Source organism: Streptomyces sp. NPDC033180 (genome assembly GCF_055577645.1).
Window position 1 is genome coordinate 597,564 of record NZ_JBVIPU010000003.1, and the last position, 13,577, is coordinate 611,140.

Annotated in this window: 17 protein-coding genes and 1 pseudogene; 12 read left to right on the forward strand and 6 right to left on the reverse strand. The window is 69.0% G+C overall.

What is annotated here, in order from left to right; all coding sequences use genetic code 11:
- Window positions 1–90: 90 nt before the first annotated feature.
- The 3 genes from ACZ5WE_RS13440 to rpmB form a co-directional block, all read right to left on the reverse strand.
- Window positions 91–612 (reverse strand): hypothetical protein, encoded by a 522-nt coding sequence (locus ACZ5WE_RS13440; RefSeq protein ID WP_467686057.1) that lies wholly within the window; start codon window positions 610–612, stop codon window positions 91–93.
- 62 nt (window positions 613–674) lie between these two features.
- Window positions 675–980: a 30S ribosomal protein S14 gene (gene rpsN / locus ACZ5WE_RS13445; protein WP_467686059.1), complete on the reverse strand. Its 306-nt coding sequence runs from the start codon at window positions 978–980 to the stop codon at window positions 675–677.
- On the reverse strand, window positions 980–1,216 hold the full coding sequence (rpmB, locus tag ACZ5WE_RS13450; protein ID WP_467686061.1) for a 50S ribosomal protein L28: 237 nt from the start codon (window positions 1,214–1,216) through the stop codon (window positions 980–982). Before rpmB ends, rpsN begins: the two co-directional genes overlap by 1 nt.
- 100 nt (window positions 1,217–1,316) lie before the next feature.
- Here rpmB and rpmG point away from each other — a divergent pair, with 100 nt between their 5' ends.
- The 5 genes from rpmG to ACZ5WE_RS13475 all read left to right on the forward strand — a co-directional run bounded on the left by rpmG (window position 1,317) and on the right by ACZ5WE_RS13475 (window position 3,843).
- On the forward strand, window positions 1,317–1,481 hold the full coding sequence (gene rpmG / locus ACZ5WE_RS13455) for a 50S ribosomal protein L33 (RefSeq protein WP_003999141.1): 165 nt from the start codon (window positions 1,317–1,319) through the stop codon (window positions 1,479–1,481).
- 5 nt (window positions 1,482–1,486) lie between these two features.
- Window positions 1,487–1,732: a type B 50S ribosomal protein L31 gene (locus ACZ5WE_RS13460; RefSeq protein WP_467686063.1), complete on the forward strand. Its 246-nt coding sequence runs from the start codon at window positions 1,487–1,489 to the stop codon at window positions 1,730–1,732.
- 68 nt (window positions 1,733–1,800) lie between these two features.
- Window positions 1,801–3,051, forward strand: a complete 1,251-nt coding sequence (locus tag ACZ5WE_RS13465; protein ID WP_467686065.1) for a CobW family GTP-binding protein — start codon at window positions 1,801–1,803, stop codon at window positions 3,049–3,051.
- Window positions 3,052–3,291, forward strand: a complete 240-nt coding sequence (gene rpsR / locus ACZ5WE_RS13470; RefSeq protein WP_467686067.1) for a 30S ribosomal protein S18 — start codon at window positions 3,052–3,054, stop codon at window positions 3,289–3,291.
- Between the two features lie 312 nt (window positions 3,292–3,603).
- Window positions 3,604–3,843, forward strand: a complete 240-nt coding sequence (locus ACZ5WE_RS13475; RefSeq protein WP_467686069.1) for a DUF397 domain-containing protein — start codon at window positions 3,604–3,606, stop codon at window positions 3,841–3,843.
- A 116-nt stretch (window positions 3,844–3,959) separates the two neighbouring features.
- Here ACZ5WE_RS13475 and ACZ5WE_RS13480 read toward each other — a convergent pair whose 3' ends face one another.
- A complete protein-coding gene (locus tag ACZ5WE_RS13480) occupies window positions 3,960–4,445 on the reverse strand; it encodes an ATP-binding protein (RefSeq protein WP_467686071.1) in 486 nt (161 codons plus the stop codon).
- A 285-nt stretch (window positions 4,446–4,730) separates the two neighbouring features.
- On the opposite strand from ACZ5WE_RS13480, the gene ACZ5WE_RS13485 reads away from it, so the two are divergent.
- The 3 genes and pseudogenes from ACZ5WE_RS13485 (at window position 4,731) to ACZ5WE_RS13495 (ending at window position 7,816) form a co-directional block, all read left to right on the forward strand.
- Window positions 4,731–5,594 (forward strand): helix-turn-helix domain-containing protein, encoded by an 864-nt coding sequence (locus tag ACZ5WE_RS13485; RefSeq protein ID WP_467686073.1) that lies wholly within the window; start codon window positions 4,731–4,733, stop codon window positions 5,592–5,594.
- A gap of 57 nt (window positions 5,595–5,651) precedes the next feature.
- A complete protein-coding gene (locus ACZ5WE_RS13490) occupies window positions 5,652–7,109 on the forward strand; it encodes an aldehyde dehydrogenase family protein (RefSeq protein ID WP_467686075.1) in 1,458 nt (485 codons plus the stop codon).
- 144 nt (window positions 7,110–7,253) lie between these two features.
- Window positions 7,254–7,816, forward strand: a pseudogene (locus tag ACZ5WE_RS13495) (DinB family protein).
- Here ACZ5WE_RS13495 and ACZ5WE_RS13500 read toward each other — a convergent pair.
- On the reverse strand, window positions 7,813–8,517 hold the full coding sequence (locus ACZ5WE_RS13500; RefSeq protein WP_467686077.1) for a bleomycin resistance protein: 705 nt from the start codon (window positions 8,515–8,517) through the stop codon (window positions 7,813–7,815). The pseudogene ACZ5WE_RS13495 and the gene ACZ5WE_RS13500 sit on opposite strands and share 4 nt — an antisense overlap.
- Before the next feature lie 42 nt (window positions 8,518–8,559).
- Here ACZ5WE_RS13500 and ACZ5WE_RS13505 point away from each other — a divergent pair, with 42 nt between their 5' ends.
- The 3 genes from ACZ5WE_RS13505 (at window position 8,560) to ACZ5WE_RS13515 (ending at window position 11,180) form a co-directional block, all read left to right on the forward strand.
- A complete protein-coding gene (locus ACZ5WE_RS13505; protein ID WP_467686079.1) occupies window positions 8,560–9,201 on the forward strand; it encodes a PadR family transcriptional regulator in 642 nt (213 codons plus the stop codon).
- 120 nt (window positions 9,202–9,321) lie between these two features.
- Window positions 9,322–10,338: an ATP-binding cassette domain-containing protein gene (locus ACZ5WE_RS13510; RefSeq protein ID WP_467686081.1), complete on the forward strand. Its 1,017-nt coding sequence runs from the start codon at window positions 9,322–9,324 to the stop codon at window positions 10,336–10,338.
- Window positions 10,339–10,346: 8 nt separating this feature from the next.
- Window positions 10,347–11,180, forward strand: a complete 834-nt coding sequence (locus tag ACZ5WE_RS13515) for an ABC transporter permease (protein ID WP_467686257.1) — start codon at window positions 10,347–10,349, stop codon at window positions 11,178–11,180.
- Between the two features lie 25 nt (window positions 11,181–11,205).
- Here the strand turns inward: ACZ5WE_RS13515 and ACZ5WE_RS13520 are convergent, their stop codons facing one another.
- Entirely contained in the window at window positions 11,206–12,633 is a 1,428-nt protein-coding gene (locus ACZ5WE_RS13520) for a glutamate decarboxylase (RefSeq protein WP_467686083.1), read from the reverse strand.
- A gap of 154 nt (window positions 12,634–12,787) precedes the next feature.
- Here ACZ5WE_RS13520 and ACZ5WE_RS13525 point away from each other — a divergent pair, with 154 nt between their 5' ends.
- The gene (locus tag ACZ5WE_RS13525; protein WP_467686085.1) at window positions 12,788–13,546 is read left to right on the forward strand and encodes a MerR family transcriptional regulator; all 759 of its coding nucleotides are present in this window, start codon (window positions 12,788–12,790) and stop codon (window positions 13,544–13,546) included.
- Window positions 13,547–13,577: the final 31 nt, after the last annotated feature.

The following is a 13,577-nucleotide window of genomic DNA, read 5'->3' on the forward strand; positions in this document are numbered from 1 at the left end:
AGGCCCTCAGACCCCTCAGACCCCTCAGACCCCTCAGGCCCTCAGACCCCTCAGGCCCTCAGGCCCTCAGGCCTCAGGACCCTCAGCTCCTCAGGACTCCGGAAGCCCCGCCGTAGGCAGCCCCTCCGGCAGCTTTCCGCCCTTGGTCCTGGTGAACTGATCCTTGCCGGCGCCCTGCCAAGCGACCGTCATCGACGTCCCGTTGACCGACTCGACCGTGCCCTCGGTGCGGTCCGATTCGCCCTTGGCGCACTTGAGGCTGATGGTCTCGCCGCCGGCGGTCCCACTGCACAGGACGTTCTCCCCGAGCAGCGTCGCCTGCTTCCCGGCGATGACCAGCGCCAGCGGATTCCCGTCGGCGGTGGCGACCCAGCTGCCCTCGGAACTGCCGCCCTCGGCACCGGAATCCGCACCGGAATCCGCCCCCTCGTCCGGCGTCCCGGCCCCGTCCGACCCGTCCGACCCGTCGGCCCCGGCAGAGGAACCCGCCGAGCTCTTGTCCTTGCCCTCGTCCCCGTCGCCGCCGTCACTGCTGCAACCGGTCAGGACCAGGGCGGCGACAAGACCCGCCGCCGCGGCACCGATACGTACGTTCCGGACGTGCGTGCGCACTGAAGTCCCCCTACGTGAAGCTGTATGACGCTCGAATCAGGTCAGTGAAATCGCGCGCCAAGCTACCAGGACGACTTGCGCACCCCGGGCAGGAATCCGGCGTGCGCTTGGTCACGCAGCTTCACCCGGGAGAGGCCGAACTTCCCGACGTATCCCCGCGGGCGACCGTCTACGCTGTCCCGATTGCGTACGCGCGTCGCACTCGCGTCCCGCGGCTGGCGCCCCAACTCGGCCTGGGCTGCACGCCGTTCGGCATCGCTGGTCGAGGGACTCCGGAGAACCTCCTTCAGCTCGGCCCGCCGCACGGCGTACCGCGCGACGACCTCGCGCCGCTTCTCGTTCTTCGCGATCTTGCTCTTCTTGGCCATCAGACCCTCACTCCACGCGCACGGATCCTGGCGACGGCGGCCTCGACCCCGATGGAGTCGACGGTCTTGATGCCCTTGGCGCTGAGCCGCAGCCGTACGTAGCGGCCTTCGCCGGGCAGCCAGTACCGCTTGCGCTGGACGTTGACGTCGAACCGGCGTGACGTGCGCCGGTGCGAATGGGAGATCTGGTTGCCGAAGCCCGGCGTGGCGCCGGTCAGCTGGCAGTGGGCGGACATGGTGACGCACCTCTCGGTCGCGGGGAGGCGCTGGGCTCCCCTGTGGACCCGTTCGAAAACGGCGTTTTGAAAACGGGAATCATTTTCATACACTACCGGCATGGCTCGCAACGAACTCCGCCCCGTCATCAAGCTCCGGTCCACAGCCGGAACCGGCTACACGTACGTGACCCGCAAGAACCGCCGTAACGACCCCGACCGCATGACGCTGCGCAAGTACGACCCGGTCGTCGGGCGTCACGTCGATTTCCGAGAGGAGCGCTGACCCTCATGCGCAAGGACATCCACCCGCCGTACGCCCCCGTCGTCTTCCGCGACAAGTCCGCCGGCTTCGCCTTCCTCACCCGGTCCACCGCGACCAGCGAGAAGACCGTCGAGTGGGAGGACGGGCACACGTACCCCGTCATCGACGTCGAGGTCTCCTCCGCGAGTCACCCCTTCTACACAGGCACGGCCAAGGTCCTCGACACCGCGGGCCGCGTCGAGCGCTTCGAGCGCCGTTACGGCGCCCGGTGAGCCCGATGGATCCTGTGAACCCGATGGACCCCGTGAACCCGGCGAACCCCGTGAACCCTGTGCGATCCATGGACATCGCGATCGTGGGCGGGCTCCACTCCGACGCCCGCAAGGAAACCGTCGAGCGGCTCCTGGCCACCGTGCCCGGGAGCGTGGCACTCCACCACGACCTGGCGACGGCCGTGCACGGCACGGTCGTACGCACGGTGCGCGACATCGGCGGAGTGCTCTCCACCGGCGAGGCGCCGCTGGTCAACGACTGTGCGTGCTGCGCCCTGCGCGAGGACCTGGTGCCCGAGCTCGAACGGCTCGCGGACTCCGGCCTCACGCGGCTCGCGATCGTCGAGCTGTGGGACTCCGTGGAACCCAAGGCGATGGCGGAGGTCATCACGGCGCACGGGCACGAGGGGCTGCGGCTGAGCGGCGTGATCACGGCCGTCGACCCGGCGCTCCTGCTGCCCTACCTCGGCAACGGCGACGACCTCATGGAGGCCGGGCTCGCCGCGGCCGCCACGGATCAGCGCACCGTCGCCGACACCTGGGCCCGCCAGCTCGAGTACGCCCCCGTCCTCGCTGTCGCGGACTCTCCCGAGGCCGACGACGAGGACCGCGCGCTCCTCGCCCAGCTCCACCCGACCGCCCGTCAGGTCCCCATCAGTCGTCGCGGTGATCGAGGCGGTCACGACGGTCGCGGTGATCGCGGTGATCGCGGTGATCGAGGCGGTCGCGGTGATCGAGGCGGTCACGACGGTCGCGGCGGTCGCGGCGGTGACGGCGGGCCTGGGGCCCTGGCAGCTGCCGCGCTCGCGGGATTCGACGTCGAGGCGGCGGCCGCGGCCCAGCATCCGTCCTGTGCGCTGCTGCCGACCGACGCCGACGAAGCGGGGGTCGCCACCCTCGTATGGCACCGGGACCGGCCCTTCCACCCGGAGCGGCTCTATCAGGCCCTGGAGGACCTGACCTGTGCGGCGGCCCGCAGCCGCGGGCGGTTCTGGTTGGCCGACCATCCGGACACGCTGCTCGGCTGGGACGCGGCGGGCGGCGCGCTGTGCGTGGAGAGCGCGGGGCCGTGGCTGGCCTCGTTGCCGGACGCCGCGTGGGAGATGGTGCCGCCGGTGCGGCGGGCCGCCGCCGCGCTCGACTGGCATCCCGAGCACGGCGACTGCTGCCAGCACCTGGTGTTCGTCTCGCCGGGCCTGGACCGCGAAGGGCTCGAAGAGGTCCTGGAGTCCTGCCTGCTGACGGACGAGGAGTACGCCGCAGGGCGCGACGCCTGGAAACACCTGCCCCCTGCTTTCGACACCCTCCTGGAGGTCTGAATGTCCCCCCGCAAGCCGTCCGGCCGCGAACAGAAGCCGCGTCCCAACCCCCTGGACCAGGCGAAGATCACGTACATCGACTACAAGGACACGGAGCTGCTCCGCAAGTTCATCTCCGACCGCGGCAAGATCCGCTCCCGGCGGGTCACGCGGGTCTCCGCCCAGCAGCAGCGACTCCTTGCCCGCGCGATCAAGAACGCACGGGAGATGGCGCTGCTGCCGTACGGCTCCGCTCGCTGAACCGAACCGCCGTCAGGCTGTTGCGTAAACGTTGGAACACGAAAGGCACCCCGTGCGTCTCTACCTAGTACACGAGCCGGCACACGAACCAGTACGCGAGGGCGTCGGCCCGGACGGTGTTCGCATGGCGTGGGGACTGGGGGCAGGTGCTGACAGAGCTGTAATCAAGAGAGCACCCCGCGTGCACGTGCATCTGCCCATGCATCGGCATGTGAACACAGCTATGATCCGGGACAGTTGACCACTGCATCTAGAGCTGTCCAGAGCGCTCTGGAGCCACACCAGGCACTGCACCACCACCGGGGAGCGACTGTGCATCACGTGTTTAACGGCATGGCTGCCACGGAGCTTCACGGGGTGGTCTGGCAGAAGAGCAGGCACAGCAACTCGCAGGGGGCCTGCGTGGAGTTCGCGAGGCTGCCGGGCGGCGACGTCGCCGTACGGAACTCACGGTTCCCCGACGGCCCGGCGCTCGTCTACACGCGCGCCGAGATAGAGGCCATGCTGCTCGGCATGAAGGACGGGGAGTTCGACCACCTGATAGGTGGATGACCCGCAACCCGCCAGTTCTCGGCCGGATCTACGCCAGTTCTCGGCCTGAACTACGCCAGTTCCCGGTCGACTCCACGCTAGTTCCCGGCCGGCTCCACGCCGGCTCTAAGCCGGCTCTAAGCCAGCTGGAAAAGCGCCCACACGACCTTGCCCCGCAGCGCGCCCGCGAGCGGGTGCCAGCCCCAGCTGTCGCTGAACGAGTCCACCAGGAACAGGCCGCGGCCCGACTCGGCCGAGAAGTCGTCGTCGGTCTCGCGCGCGACCGGACTGTCGTCACTGGGGTCGCGCACCGCACACACCAGACGTGAGGTCCAGCGCATCAAGTGCAGCCGCACCGGCGGGCCGTGGTCGCGCGGGGTGTCCGACGGCAGGGCGTGTCTGAGGGCGTTGGTGACCAGTTCGGAGACGACGAGGGCGATGTCGTCGAAGCGCTCTTCCAGTTCCCACTGGTTCAGCGTCTTACGGGTGAACTGCCGCGCGCTGCCCACTGCTTCATAGCGGGCGGGCAGGGAGCAGGACGCCGCGCTGGAGACGGCTGAGGGGTCGAGTGGGGGAAGCCCCTGCCGTAACGGCTCGAGCATGGTCGATCCATTCGTCCCCATGCGAGGCACTCCCCGGTTTCGCGGTACATAGCGATGGAGCGGTGGTGCGGTCGGTTACAGCGGTGGCGCGCGGACCATGGTTCCGAATGCGCACAGCAGATGCAAGGGCAGATGCACGTGCACGCGCCGGACTTGGTCGTTCCCGTGCCACTTCTTGCCCATTTCTTCCTACGACTTCTTGTGGAGGAGTTCCGAAGGCTTTCCGTTTCTGTAACCGAACGAGTACGGCCTGAAGCGTTTAATGGCAGACTGCTGGCTTCCAAGTGATGGGGAGGATTGAGCGAAGTGACCGCAGGGGAGTCGAGCGGCTCGGTCGTACGGCGCATGCTCCTTGGCTCGCAACTCAGGCGCCTGAGGGAATCGCGCGGCATCACCCGTGAAGCGGCCGGCTACTCGATCCGAGCCTCAGAATCGAAGATCAGCCGCATGGAGTTGGGACGGGTGAGCTTCAAGTCCAGAGACGTCGAGGACCTGTTGACGCTGTACGGCGTCACCGACGAGACAGAGCGCGTCGCGCTTCTCTCACTCGCCAAAGAGGCCAACCTCGCGGGCTGGTGGCACAGTTACTCGGACGTCCTGCCGGGCTGGTTCCAGACGTACGTCGGTCTCGAGGGTGCCGCATCGCTCATCCGCGTCTACGAAGTCCAGTTCGTCAACGGCCTGTTGCAGACCGAGGCGTACGCCCACGCGGTCGTCGCGCGCGGCATGAAGGGCGCGAGCAGGGCGGACATCGAGCGCCGCGTCGCCCTGCGCCTCGAACGGCAGAAGCTGCTCATCTCCGAGCGCGCCCCTCGCTTCCACTGCGTACTCGACGAGGCAGCGCTTCGACGCCCGTACGGCGACCGAGAAGTGATGAGGGGTCAGCTACAGCATCTGATCGACATCTCCGAACGGCCGAATGTCACCCTTCAGGTCATGCCGTTCAGTTTCGGTGGGCACTCGGGCGAGAGCGGAGCGTTCACCATGCTGCGCTTCCCGGAGTCGGACCTCTCGGACGTCGTGTACGTGGAACAGCTGACCGGAGCCCTGTACCTCGACAAAGCCGAGGAAGTCGGCCAGTACGAGCGGGTGGTGGGCGAGTTGCAGAGCGACAGCCCGAATCCGGCCGATAGTCGCGATCTTCTGCGCGGTCTGCTCCAACTGACGTGACCGGTCAGTACGATGACGTGAAATCAGATGTCTGCACACTTTGCGGCAAGGGGTCTCATGTCCTTCTTCACTGACCTGGCTCACCAGTACATCGACGGTGAGTGGAAGGCCGGTTCCGGCTCCTGGGACATCATCGACTTCAATCCGTACGACGGGGAGAAGCTGGCGTCGATCACCGTGGCGACGGCCGACGAAGTGGACCAGGCCTACCGAGCCGCCGACCGCGCGCAGAAGGACTGGGGCGGGACCAGCCCCTACGTCCGGCGCGCGGTTTTCGAGCGTGCCCTGCGCATCATCGAGGACCGCGAGGAAGAGATATCCGACGCGATCGTCGCCGAGCTGGGCGGCACCCGGCTCAAGGCCGCCTTCGAGATCCACCTCACCAAGGAATTCCTGCGGGAGGCCGTGCACGTCGCCCTGCAGCCCGAGGGCCGCATCCTGCCGTCGCCAGGCGAGGGCAAGGAGAACCGCGTCTACCGCGAGCCGGTGGGTGTGGTCGGGGTCATCAGCCCCTTCAACTTCCCGCTGCTGCTCTCCCTGAAGACGGTCGCCCCGGCGCTCGCACTCGGCAACGCGGTGGTGCTCAAGCCGCATCAGAACACTCCGGTGATGGGCGGCAGCTTCCTTGCGAAGCTGTTCGAGGACGCGGGCCTTCCGGTCGGCGTGCTGAACGTGGTCATCACCGACATCGCCGAGATAGGTGACGCGTTCATCGAGCACCCGGTGCCGAGCGTCATCTCCTTCACCGGCTCGGACCGCGTGGGCCGTCACGTCGGCACGGTCTGCGCCGCGAACTTCAAGCGGTCGATCCTGGAGCTCGGCGGCAACAGCGCCCTTGTCGTCCTGGACGACGCGGACGTCGACTACGCGGTGGACGCCGCGGTCTTCAGCCGCTTCGTGCACCAGGGCCAGGTCTGCATGGCCGCCAACCGCATCCTCGTGGACCGGTCGCTGCAGGGGGAGTTCACCGACAAGTTCGTCGCCAAGGTCGCGTCCCTGAACGTCGGCGACCCGGCGGACCCGGCGACCCACATCGGCCCGCTGATCAACTCCTCGCAGGCGGACGCGGTGTCGAAGACCGTCGACCAGACGGTGGCCGCGGGCGCGAAGGCCCTCCTGCACGGCCGCGCCGACGGCAATCTGGTGGCCCCCTCCGTCCTGACGGACCTGCCGGCCGACTCGCCGACCCTGCGGCAGGAGATCTTCGGCCCGGTGGCGCTGCTCGTGCCCTTCGACGGCGAGGAAGAGGCCGTTCGCATCGCCAACGACACCCCGTACGGGCTCAGCGGCGCCGTCCACACGGCCGACGTCGAGCGCGGCGTGCGGTTCGCGCGGCGGATCAACAGCGGCATGTTCCACGTGAACGACGGCACTGTGCACGACGAGCCGATCGTGCCTTTCGGCGGCGAGAAGCACTCGGGCGTCGGGCGTCTCAACGGCGAGTCGACAGTGGACGCGTTCACCACGCAGAAGTGGATCTCCGTCCAGCACGGACGCTCCCGGTTCCCCTTCTGAGCCCGAGCGCTACGCCCTCCCGGCCCCTTTCGCGTACGTCGCGAACTCCCGGACCCTTGCGGACAGCACCTGACCGCAAGGGTCCTTGACGTCAGTGGTGTCGGAAAGCCCGGCAGGCTCCACAGGCCCGGAGAGGCGGACCCCATGGTCACTCACGTCAACGCAGAGGCCCCGGCGACGAGCGGGGCGCGCTGCTCGCCTTCCTCGACGCCGAGCGCGGCGGTATCCGTCGGGCCCTGATCGGCCTGACCGACGAGCAGGCGGCCACCAGGCCGAGCGCCGGCGAGCTCTCGCTCTCCGGGCTCCTCAAGCATGTCGCGGAGGTCGAGGAGGGGTGGATCTCGCGGGCGAAGGGCGTCGATCCCGCCGTCGAGCGCACCGAGGCGAACTGGGACGAGTGCTTCCGCCTCGTCGAGTGCGAGACGGTCGAATCAGCGCTCGCGTACTGGCGCCAAGTTGCCTACCGCACCGAGGAGTTCATCCGCTCCCTGCCCACCCTCGACGAGACCTTCTCGCTGCCCGATCAGCCGTGGTTCCCGAAGGAGGACGTGTCGATGCGGTGGGTGCTGCTCCGCCTGATCACCGAGATGTCCCGGCACTCGGGCCACGCCGACATCATCCGCGAGAGCCTCGACGGCAGGACGGCGTTCGAGCTGGTGGCCCTGGAGCGCGGCGAGAGCCGGGGTCAGGGCGGGACCGAGGGCTAGAGGGACCCGCGCAGATCCTCGGCCCGCAGCAGCTCGTCAGCGGCCGCCTGCCGTTCCTCCTCGGTCAGCAGGACCGCCGCGGCCCGGTCCAGCCACTCGGCAGGACGCTCCGGCTCGCCGAGCTGCTCGGCCATCTCGGCCCGCACGACGTACAGCTTCACGAGCTGTACGGGGGTGGGGGTGCCGTCCGCCGCGAGCGCGTGGTCGATGATGCGGGCCGCGGCCGATGGGTCCTCCTTGGACTCGCCGAGGAGTACGGCCTGGTGCAGGGCGCGCGCGTACCTCTCCTTCGGTACCGCCGAGTGTTCGAAGGAGTCGGCGATGGGCTGCCCGACGCGGATGTTGTTGCCCGCCGGGTCCGACATCAGGAACTGCCGCACCCCGTAGCTCATGTCCTTCAGGGCGCCGATGCGGGGCAGGCCGCGGGTCGGTATCCGCCCGAGGGTCTGCTTGAGGCCGGACCGGAAGGAGGCGTGCAGGGCGTCCACGTCGTCGGTGATGACGTAGCAGGCGCTGATGGACACCTTGGGGTCGTAGCCCTTCATACGGAAGAACTGGAACTGCATGTCGCCGCGCTCGACGACGCCGTACTGGTAGGGGCTCTTCTGGTGGAAGGTCACCTCGAAGCCGATGGCTTTGTAGAAGTCGAGGGTCTCGTCGAGCTCGTGGCAGGGGAACAAGGGGATCATTGTCTCGGCCATACCGCTAGCCTAATCAAAATTGATTAGAAGGAGGTGGCTTTGATGTCGGCGATCCGACTCCTTGTCCTCGGCGCGGTCCGTCAGCACGGACGGGCCCACGGCTATCAGGTGCGCAACGACCTGGAGTTCTGGGGCGCTCATGAGTGGTCCAACGCCAAGCCCGGATCGATCTACCACGCGCTGAAGCAGATGGCCAAGCAGGGCCTGCTGCTCGCGCACGAGATCGCCCCCTCGACCGCGGGGGGCCCGCCGCGCACGGAGTACGAGATCACGGAGGCGGGCACCGAGGAGTACCTGAACCTGCTCCGGTCCAACCTGGTCTCGTACGACCAGCGGCCCGACATGCTCTCGGCGGCGCTCGGCTTCATCGTCGACCTGCCCCGCGGTGAAGCGGTCGACCTGCTGAAGCAGCGGGTGCGGGGCATCGAGGAGTGGCGCAGGTCCGTCACCGAGTACTACACGCCCGAGGACGGCCCGGAGCAGCTCGGGCACATCGGCGAGATCATGAACCTCTGGGTCCACACGGCCGACGGGGGCGTGGAGTGGACGCGGGGCCTGATCGGGCGGATCGAGGGCGGTGCGTACACGTTCGCGGGCGAGGGGGAGCCGTTCGTCGGCATCCTCGCCGAGGGCGAGGAGAACCCGTACGGGTCCGGCGAGCCGCACGCGGGGGACGACCGCTGAGCCACGGAGAGCCAGGCCATTGATCAAGTTTGACTAATCCTGGTTTCGGGGATACCTTCCTTCGCGTTGACCCCGTAGTCAAGTTTGACTACGGGCTGGCGGGAGCTCGGAGGGAGACGGATGACGGACGCGATCGTCGTCGAGGGCGCACGGAAGCGGTACGGGGAGAAGTGGGCGCTCGACGGCCTTGACCTGACGGTCGGGCGCGGCACGGTGCACGGCGTGCTCGGCCCGAACGGCGCGGGCAAGACCACCGCCGTGCGGGTGCTCGCCACGCTGCTGCGGGCGGACGAGGGTCGGGCGGAGGTCGCCGGCTACGACGTGCGGCGGCAGCCGGACGAGGTGCGCAGGCGCATCGGTCTGCTCGGTCAGCATGCCGCCCTTGACGAGGAGTTGAGCGGACGGCAGAACCTGGACATGTTCGGTCGGCTCTACCACCTGGGCGCACGCCACGCGCGCGTGCGGGCCGATGAGCTCCTGGAGCGGTTCGGGCTCGGGGACGCGGGACGCAAGGCGGTCAAGCAGTACAGCGGCGGCATGCGGCGCCGCCTGGACCTCGCGGCCTCGCTCATCACGGAGCCGGACGTGCTGTTCCTGGACGAGCCGACGACCGGGCTCGACCCGCGGGGGCGCACCGAGGTCTGGGAGGCGGTGCGCTCGCTGGTCGACGGCGGGACGACGGTGCTGCTCACCACGCAGTATCTCGAAGAGGCGGACCAGCTCGCCCACCGCATCTCGGTGATCGACCGGGGCCGGGTCATCGCGGACGGCACCGCGGACGAGCTGAAGTCGAAGACGGGCGGTGACCGGATCGACGTGGTGGTGCGGGACGCGGCCCAACTGGAGCTGGCCGCAGGCCTCTTGCCCGGCGACGCCACCGTGGACGCGGACCGGCGCCTTGCCAGCGCGCCGGTGGTGGACCGCATGGAGGCGCTCACCGGGGTCGTACAGGCCCTGCGGGAAGCCGGCGTCGAGGCCGAGGACATCGCGGTGCGCCGGCCCACTCTGGACGAGGTGTTCCTGCGCCTGACGGGCCATGCGGACGACCGAGAACACACGGCGGACGACCGAGAACGTACGGCGGGCGAACAGGAACGTACGGCGGGCGACCAGGGGCGTACGAAGGAGGCCGTGTGAGTACGACGATGACGAGCGGTACACCGGCGCGCAGCCGTATGCCGGTGGCGGGCGGAGCGCCCGTCCGGTGGGCCGCGATCGACTCGTGGACCATGACGCGGCGCGAACTCGCGCACTGGGCACGCCAGCCCGTGCAGGTGCTCGTCGGCCTGGCCTTCCCGGTGATGTTCCTGCTGATGTTCAACTTCCTGATCGGCGGCGGAAAGGGCATCGCGGGCGACTACGCCGAGTTCCTGGTGCCCGGCATGTTCGCGCTGACCATGACCTTCGGTCTGGACGCCACCATGGTCGCCGTCACGCAGGACCTCAACAAGGGAGTGATCGACCGCTTCCGGTCCATGCCGATGACCAACGGGGCTGTCCTGGTGGGTCGTTCGGTCGCGGACATGCTGCAGTCGCTCGTCTCGCTGATCGTCATGATCGGCGTCGGCCTCGTGATCGGCTGGCGCTGGCACGGCTCGTTCGGGGCCGCGCTCGGGGCGGTGGGCCTGCTGCTCCTGCTGCGGTTCGCGATGCTGTGGATCGGCATCCACCTGGCCATGGTCGCGGGCAGGCCGGAGCTGGTCATGGCCGTGCAGATCCTGGTCTGGCCGGTCGGCTTCCTCTCCAACGCCTTCACGGTCCCGCAGAACATGCCGGGCTGGCTCGGCGCGGCGGTCGAGTGGAACCCGATGTCGGCGACGGCCACGGCGGTCCGCGACCTGTTCGGCAACGACCCCGGGGTGGTGGGCACTTCGTGGGCCGCCGAGCACGCGGGGCTGATGGCCGTGGTGTGGCCCGTGGTGCTCGTGGGGGTGTTCATGCCGCTGGCGGTGCGGAGGTTCGCAGGACTCAGCAAGTAGCCCTCCCCAGGGCGCGGGGTGCCACCTAGTGGTGGAAGCTCGTCGCCGCGTCCTTGTCCCGGGTGAACGGGCCTGGCTGCTGGCGCAGTTCGGGCAGCAGGCTGCTGAGATCCGCCAGGAAGAGCTCCGCGAGGTCGGCCGTGAAGCCGTTGCGGCAGACCACGCGGAGGGCCGCCAGATCCTCGCGGTGGGCCGGGAAGGTGTACGCGGGGACCAGCCAGCCGCGCTCGCGGAGCCGCCGGGACACGTCGAAGACGTCGTACGCCGTCACGTCGTCCCGTGTCGTGAAGGCGAACACCGGCAGCTGGTCCCCGCGCGTGATCATCCGGAAGTCGCCGAGCGCCTCGATGCGGTCCGCGAGGCCGCGGGCGACGTCCCTGGCCGCCTGCTGGACGGCGCGGTAGCCCTCGCGGCCCAGGCGCAGGAACGTGTAGTACTGCGCGGCGACCTGCGCGCCGGGCCGGGAGAAGTTCAGCGCGAACGTCGGCATGTCACCGCCGAGGTAGTTCACCCGGAAGACCAGCTCCTCCGGCAGCGCGTCCGCGTCGCGCCACAGTGCCCAGCCGACGCCCGGATAGACGAGGCCGTACTTGTGGCCCGAGGTGTTGATCGAGGCCACCCTCGGCAGCCGGAAGTCCCACGCCAGTTCCTCGTCGAGGAAGGGCGCCACCATCGCGCCGGACGCCCCGTCGACGTGCACGGGGATGTCGAGTCCTGTGCGCTCCTGGAGGTCGTCGAGGGCCGCGCAGAGCTCGGCCACGGGCTCGTACGACCCGTCGAAGGTGGAGCCGAGCACGGCCACGACGCCGATCGTGTTCTCGTCGCAGAGTTCGGCGGCGGCCACCGGGTCGAGGTGGAACCGGTCGCCCTCCATGGGGACCTGGCGTGCCTCGACCTCCCAGAAGTTGCAGAACTTGTCCCAGCAGACCTGGACGTTGACGCCCATGACGAGGTTCGGGCGCGCGGTGGGCGACGGATAGCGGTCGCTGTTGCGCCCGTCCGTGGCCCAGCGGCGCTTGAGCGCCATCCCGGCGAGCATGCACGCCTCGCTCGACCCGGTCGTCGAGCAGCCGACGGCGCCGGCCGGGTCCGGGGCGTGCCACAGGTCGGCGAGCATGGCCACGCAGCGCCGCTCCAGCTCGGCGGTGTGCGGGTACTCGTCCTTGTCGATCATGTTCTTGTCCCGGCACTCCGCCATGAGGACGCCGGCCTGCGGCTCCATCCAGGTGGTGACGAAGGTCGCGAGGTTGAGGCGGGAGTTGCCGTCCAGCATCAGCTCGTCGTGCACCAGCTGGTACGCCGTCGTGGGCGGCAGGGGTCCGTCGGGGAGGCGGTGCTTGGGCGGGGCCTCGGTCATGCCGCTGACCGGATCGGCCTCTCCGTAGAAGGGGTTCACCGCGAGGGTGCGCCCCTTGGAGCCACCGTTAGGGTCCTCGCTGCGGTGGAGCGGCATGGGCGGTCTCCTCGGGCCTGAGGTTTTCTGTCCCTGTACGGGGCTTTCGTGGCCCCTGCTGGTGAGGATATGGGCGGCTGCCGGGGTCTGCACTTGCACCTCACGTGGCGTGAGGACCCAGGCTGAGGCGCGTACCGAGAGAGGGGCGAAAGCCATGAGCTACTCCGTGGGACAGGTCGCCGGCTTCGCCGGAGTGACGGTGCGCACGCTGCACCACTACGACGAGATCGGCCTGCTCGCGCCCAGCGAGCGCAGCCGCGCGGGCCACCGGCGCTACAGCGACGCCGACCTGGACCGGCTGCAGCAGATCCTGTTCTACCGGGAGCTCGGCTTCCCCCTGGACGAGGTGGCGGCACTCCTGGACGACCCGGAGACGGACCTGCGGGCGCACCTGCGCCGTCAGCACGAGCTGCTGAGCGCCAGGATCACCAAGCTCCAGGAGATGGCCGCCGCCGTCGAGACCGCCATGGAGGCGAAGAAGATGGGCATCAACCTCACGCCCGAGGAGAAGTTCGAGGTCTTCGGGGACCACGACCCCGACCAGTACGCGGACGAGGTCGAGCGACGCTGGGGCGATACCGACGCCTACAAGGAGTCGCAGCGCAAGGCCGCCTCGTACACCAAGGAGGACTGGCAGCGGATCAACCACGAGTTCGACGCGGTGCACGCGCGCATGGCCGGTCTGCTCACCCAGGGGCTGCCGGCGGACTCCGCGGAGGCGATGGACGTCGCGGAGGAACACCGCCGCTCCATCACGCACTTCCACTACACCTGCTCGCACGAGCTCCACACCTGCCTCGGCGAGATGTACGTGGCGGACGAGCGGTTCACGGCCACCTACGAGGCGATCCGGCCGGGGCTCGCGCTCTACATGCGGGACGCGATCGTGGCGAACGCGGCGCGGAACGGCTGAGCAGGGGAGACCCGAAACCCGGTAAGGGGCG

Excerpts from the sequence above, each read along its gene's own strand:
- rpsN (WP_467686059.1), bottom strand. The coding sequence starts at position 980 with ATGGCCAAGAAGAGCAAGATCGCGAAGAACGAGAAGCGGCGCGAGGTC.
- rpmB (WP_467686061.1), bottom strand. The coding sequence starts at position 1,216 with ATGTCCGCCCACTGCCAGCTGACCGGCGCCACGCCGGGCTTCGGCAAC.
- rpmG (WP_003999141.1), top strand. The coding sequence starts at position 1,317 with ATGGCTCGCAACGAACTCCGCCCCGTCATCAAGCTCCGGTCCACAGCC.
- ACZ5WE_RS13460 (WP_467686063.1), top strand. The coding sequence starts at position 1,487 with ATGCGCAAGGACATCCACCCGCCGTACGCCCCCGTCGTCTTCCGCGAC.
- ACZ5WE_RS13465 (WP_467686065.1), top strand. The coding sequence starts at position 1,801 with ATGGACATCGCGATCGTGGGCGGGCTCCACTCCGACGCCCGCAAGGAA.
- rpsR (WP_467686067.1), top strand. The coding sequence starts at position 3,052 with ATGTCCCCCCGCAAGCCGTCCGGCCGCGAACAGAAGCCGCGTCCCAAC.
- ACZ5WE_RS13480 (WP_467686071.1), bottom strand. The coding sequence starts at position 4,445 with ATGGGGACGAATGGATCGACCATGCTCGAGCCGTTACGGCAGGGGCTT.
- ACZ5WE_RS13490 (WP_467686075.1), top strand. The coding sequence starts at position 5,652 with ATGTCCTTCTTCACTGACCTGGCTCACCAGTACATCGACGGTGAGTGG.
- ACZ5WE_RS13500 (WP_467686077.1), bottom strand. The coding sequence starts at position 8,517 with ATGGCCGAGACAATGATCCCCTTGTTCCCCTGCCACGAGCTCGACGAG.
- ACZ5WE_RS13505 (WP_467686079.1), top strand. The coding sequence starts at position 8,560 with ATGTCGGCGATCCGACTCCTTGTCCTCGGCGCGGTCCGTCAGCACGGA.
- ACZ5WE_RS13510 (WP_467686081.1), top strand. The coding sequence starts at position 9,322 with ATGACGGACGCGATCGTCGTCGAGGGCGCACGGAAGCGGTACGGGGAG.
- ACZ5WE_RS13515 (WP_467686257.1), top strand. The coding sequence starts at position 10,347 with ATGACGAGCGGTACACCGGCGCGCAGCCGTATGCCGGTGGCGGGCGGA.
- ACZ5WE_RS13520 (WP_467686083.1), bottom strand. The coding sequence starts at position 12,633 with ATGCCGCTCCACCGCAGCGAGGACCCTAACGGTGGCTCCAAGGGGCGC.
- ACZ5WE_RS13525 (WP_467686085.1), top strand. The coding sequence starts at position 12,788 with ATGAGCTACTCCGTGGGACAGGTCGCCGGCTTCGCCGGAGTGACGGTG.